3 protein-coding genes are annotated in these 4,473 nt (G+C 29.6%); 2 read left to right on the forward strand and 1 reads right to left on the reverse strand.

All coding sequences use genetic code 4. The features are described 5' to 3' along the window. The first annotated feature begins 83 nt into the window (after positions 1-83). On the forward strand, positions 84-1,379 hold the full coding sequence (gene tig / locus TS70_RS05960) for a trigger factor (protein WP_198049700.1): 1,296 nt from the start codon (positions 84-86) through the stop codon (positions 1,377-1,379). A 23-nt stretch (positions 1,380-1,402) separates the two neighbouring features. Here the strand turns inward: tig and msrB are convergent, their stop codons facing one another. Then, entirely contained in the window at positions 1,403-1,840 is a 438-nt protein-coding gene (msrB, locus tag TS70_RS05965; RefSeq protein ID WP_127092680.1) for a peptide-methionine (R)-S-oxide reductase MsrB, read from the reverse strand. A gap of 258 nt (positions 1,841-2,098) precedes the next feature. On the opposite strand from msrB, the gene lon reads away from it, so the two are divergent. After that, positions 2,099-4,417 (forward strand): endopeptidase La, encoded by a 2,319-nt coding sequence (lon, locus tag TS70_RS05970; RefSeq protein WP_127092678.1) that lies wholly within the window; start codon positions 2,099-2,101, stop codon positions 4,415-4,417. The last annotated feature ends 56 nt before the right edge of the window (positions 4,418-4,473 follow it).

Raw genomic sequence — 4,473 nt, forward strand, 5'->3', positions numbered from 1 at the left:
AGAAAAATAATAAAAAAACTATTTTAAATCATTCTTTTTGTTATAATGGTTTATGTGAAAAATAGTTAGGTAAGGAGTAAAATATGAAATTTAAAGCAGAAAAAATTCAAGATAAAGGAATCGGAAAATGATATGTAACGATTGATGGAACAGAATGAACAGATTATGTTAAAAAAGCAGAAACGAAAGCAGCAAATGAGTTAGAAATTCCTGGTTTTCGAAAAGGAAAAGTTCCAGCTGATTTATTAAAAAAACATTTAACAGAAGCAAAGATTTTAGATGCCGCGCATCATATGGTTGTTAATAAAGCTTATCAGTTTGCTTTTGACCAAAAATCAGAGATTGAACCATTTTCTTCACCAACACCAAGTGTTAAAAAAATTACTTGAACAGAATACATTTTAGAATTAGAATTTGATTTGAAACCAGAAGTTAAAATTAATAAATATACTGGGTTTAAACATGACCACTTAAAAAAAGAAGAGATTGAAGTTAAAAAAGAAGAGATTGAAAATAACATTGATCAATTACGTAACCGTTTTGCAATTTTTAAACCAAAAACAACTCCAATTACAACAGGAGATACTGTTATTTTTGATTTTGAAGGATTTGTTGATGATAAACCATTTAAAGGAGGAAAAGCGACTGATTTTACCTTGGAAATTGGTAGTAATCAATTTATTTCAGGTTTTGAAGAAGCAATGATTGGTTTAAAAACAGGAGATCAAAAAGATATTAATGTTACTTTTCCTGCCGATTATCAAATTGAAGAATTGAGATCAGCTCCTGCAGTTTTTAAGTTAAATATTAAAGAAGTAAAAGCAAAAGAGTTACCAGAATTAAATGATGAATTAGCAAAAGATATTAATTTAAAGGAAATTGATACTTTAGCTAAATTAGAAGAACATGTTAAAAATAATATTAAAGAACAATTAGTAAAACAAGAATATGATCATTTTATTGGGCACTTATTCCGTTTAATTGCTGAAGATTCAGAAATTGCATTACCAGAATCAATTATCCGGAAAGAAGCTAATCAATTGAAACATGAGTTTGAACAAAAGCTACAAGCACAACAAATGGATATGAAAACTTACAAAAAACGAACAGGAATGTCTGAAGAAGATATTTTTGAAGAATTATTTAAAGATGCTAAAAATCGTTTAGAAAATGGGGTTATTGTTGACGGCGTTGTCCAAGCGGAAAAAATTGTCGCAACCACCGAAGAATGTGAAACACAATATGAAAAATTAGGTAAACAATTTGGGATTGATGCAAAAACATTAAAAGAAACAAAATTAGTATCAGAACAACAAGTAAAAGACCAAGTAATTCATGATAAAGTATTTGCTTTTTTATATGATAATAACGGTGAATAAAATAAAACTAACATTTGTTAGTTTTATTTTATTAAGGGGATATATGCTTCATAACCAGCATTTGTCATTTCTGATAAGGGAATAAAACGTAATGCAGCAGAGTTAATACAATAACGGAACTCACCATCAGCTTGCGGACCGTCATTAAAACGATGCCCTAAATGAATCTTTGTTTTGTTAGTACGAACTTCTGTTTGTGTCATTCCGAAGGAATGATCTACTTTTTCTTGGAGTAAAGTTTTATCAATTGGTTTGGTAAAACTGGGTCAACCACAGCCAGCATCATATTGATTAGAAGAAACAAATAAAGGTTCTCCTGACAGAATATCAACATAAATCCCTTTTTCGTGATTATTTCAGTATTTATTTTGAAAAGGTGGTTCGGTCGCATTTTCTTGCGTTACTTCATATTCTAATGGTGTTAAATCAGTAATGTTTAAGGTTGTTCAAGGTTTTTTCATGGTAAGCCTTCTTTCTTTGATTAGAATAATCTTATCATTATAAAAACTAAAAGCTTAAAACTTTAATCTTTTTAAGGATATATTTAAGGATATAATAAAAAAGCATAATAATTTACAAAAATTAGCACTTATCTATTGCAAGTGCTAATTTTTTTGTTATAATTCTTTTGTAGTTCAAATTATATTACGATATTCGTTGAAATGTGATAAGATATTGTCAATATAAAGTGAAGGAAAGAAACAGGAGGTGTTTTAAAGATGGATTCAAAAACAACGCAATTAAAAAATGTACCAGTTTTAGTAACACGGGGTAGTTATATTTTTCCAGGCTTTGAACAAGTATTAGAAGTAGGACGAGATAAATCAATTTTAGCAGTGAATACAGCAAACAAGGATTTTGATAATCATATTGTTTTAGTTAGTCAAAAAAAACCACTAGAAGATGACCCAAAATTATCTGAAATTTATCGCATTGGAATTTTGGCGGAATTAAAAATTCGTAAAGTATGAGAAGATGGTAGTTTAACTGTTAACTTTAAAGCAGTTGATCGGGTAAAAATTTTAGACTTACGAGAAGGTGAATTTTATGCTGCTGACATTGATATTCTAAAATCAGTTGTAAAATCAGAGGATAAAATTGCTGAAAAAATTACCGCTAATATTAAAGAACTAATGGAATTACAAGACATTTTACCAGAAGATTTATTAGATCAAATTGGTGATTCAGTTGATGGTAATGAAGTTGTTGATACAATTGCACAATTTTTACCATTTATTCCAGTGGCAAAAAAACAAGATATCTTAGAACAATTAGATGTTGAAAAAAGATTACAAATTATTTTTGATTATTTAGTTAATAAACAACAAGCAAATGATATTGATAATAAAATTAGTAAGAAAATTAAAGAACGAGTTGATGAACAACAACGAGAATATTATTTACGTGAAAAATTAAAAGCTATTAAAGACGAATTAGGTGAATTTGACGATGCGGCTGATGAAATGAAAACATACAAAGAACGTTTAGCAAAAGAATCATTCCCTAAAAATATTAAAGAACGAATCGAACAAGAGATTACTCGTTATGAAGCGCTACCACAAGCATCAAGTGAATCAAACATTATTCGAACTTATATTGATTGAATGATGCAAGTGCCATGATGAGAAAAAACCGAAGAGAAAAATGATTTAAAATTTGCTCAAGAAGTGTTAGATAAATATCATTTTGGATTAGATAAAGTTAAAGAACGGATTATTGAATACTTAGCAGTAAAAACAATGACTAATTTTTTAAAAGGACAAATTATTTGTTTAGTTGGGCCGCCGGGGGTTGGGAAAACTAGTTTAGCAAAATCAATTGCCGAAGCAACTGGCCGTAATTTTGTGAAAATGGCCTTAGGTGGTGTTAAAGATGAATCAGAAATTCGTGGTCATCGTAAAACATATATTGGAGCAATGCCAGGGCGAATTATTCAATCAATGAAACGAGCAAAAACAACAAATCCATTATTTTTATTAGACGAAATTGATAAAATGGCGTCTGACTATCGTGGTGATCCTGCTAGTGCAATGTTAGAAGTGTTAGACCCAGAACAAAACGCAACATTTTCTGATCATTATTTAGAAGAAAGTTATGATTTAAGCAATGTTATGTTTATTGCAACAGCAAACTATTATGATAATATTCCAGAAGCATTAATTGACCGTATGGAAATTATTCAATTATCATCATATACAGAGTTAGAAAAATTCCATATTGCAAGAGATTATTTAGTTCCAAAAGTATTAAGTAATAATGGTTTAGCAGATGGGCAATTAACAATTACTGATGATGCTGTTAATGAAGTAATTAAACATTATATGCGTGAAGCTGGTGTTCGTCAATTAGAACGAGACTTAAATGCAATTGCTCGGAAATTTATTGTTAAATTCTTAAACAAAGAAATGACGAATTTAACTGTAACAGATAAAATTGTGAATGAGTTATTAGGAAAACGTCGTTTTGAACATACTGAAAAAGAAAAAGAATCACAAGTTGGGGTTGTCACTGGTTTAGCATATACCCAATTTGGGGGTGATATTCTGCCAATTGAAGTTAATAGTTTTTTAGGAAAAGGCTCATTAGTCTTAACGGGAAAACTAGGTGATGTAATGAAAGAATCAGCGTCAATTGCGTTAGATTATGTTAAAGCAAATTCAGATAAATTTGGTATTAGTGCAAAATTCTTTGAAACTCATGATATTCATATTCATGTTCCGGAAGGAGCGGTACCAAAAGATGGTCCATCAGCAGGGATTACTTTAACAACAGCAATTATTAGTGCGTTAAGTAATCGTCCGGTTTCAAAAGATATTGGAATGACGGGAGAAATTACATTACGGGGACAAGTCTTACCAATTGGAGGACTCCGTGAAAAATCAATCTCAGCTAATCGAAGTGGTTTAAAAACAATTTTAATTCCAAATAAAAATATTAAAGATATTGAAGATATTCCAAAAGAAGTTCAAGAAACATTAAAAATTATTCCGGTAGCAACTTATGATGAAGTCTTCAATAATGTTTTTGGCACAAACTAAAATGTAAAATGTATCAGTTTTGATACATTTTTTTATTTGTTATTTTATTTTTTATT

The sequence above is a fragment of the Spiroplasma sp. hyd1 genome (genome assembly GCF_016082235.1).
GTDB classification, from domain to species: domain Bacteria; phylum Bacillota_I; class Bacilli_A; order Mycoplasmatales; family Mycoplasmataceae; genus Spiroplasma; species Spiroplasma poulsonii.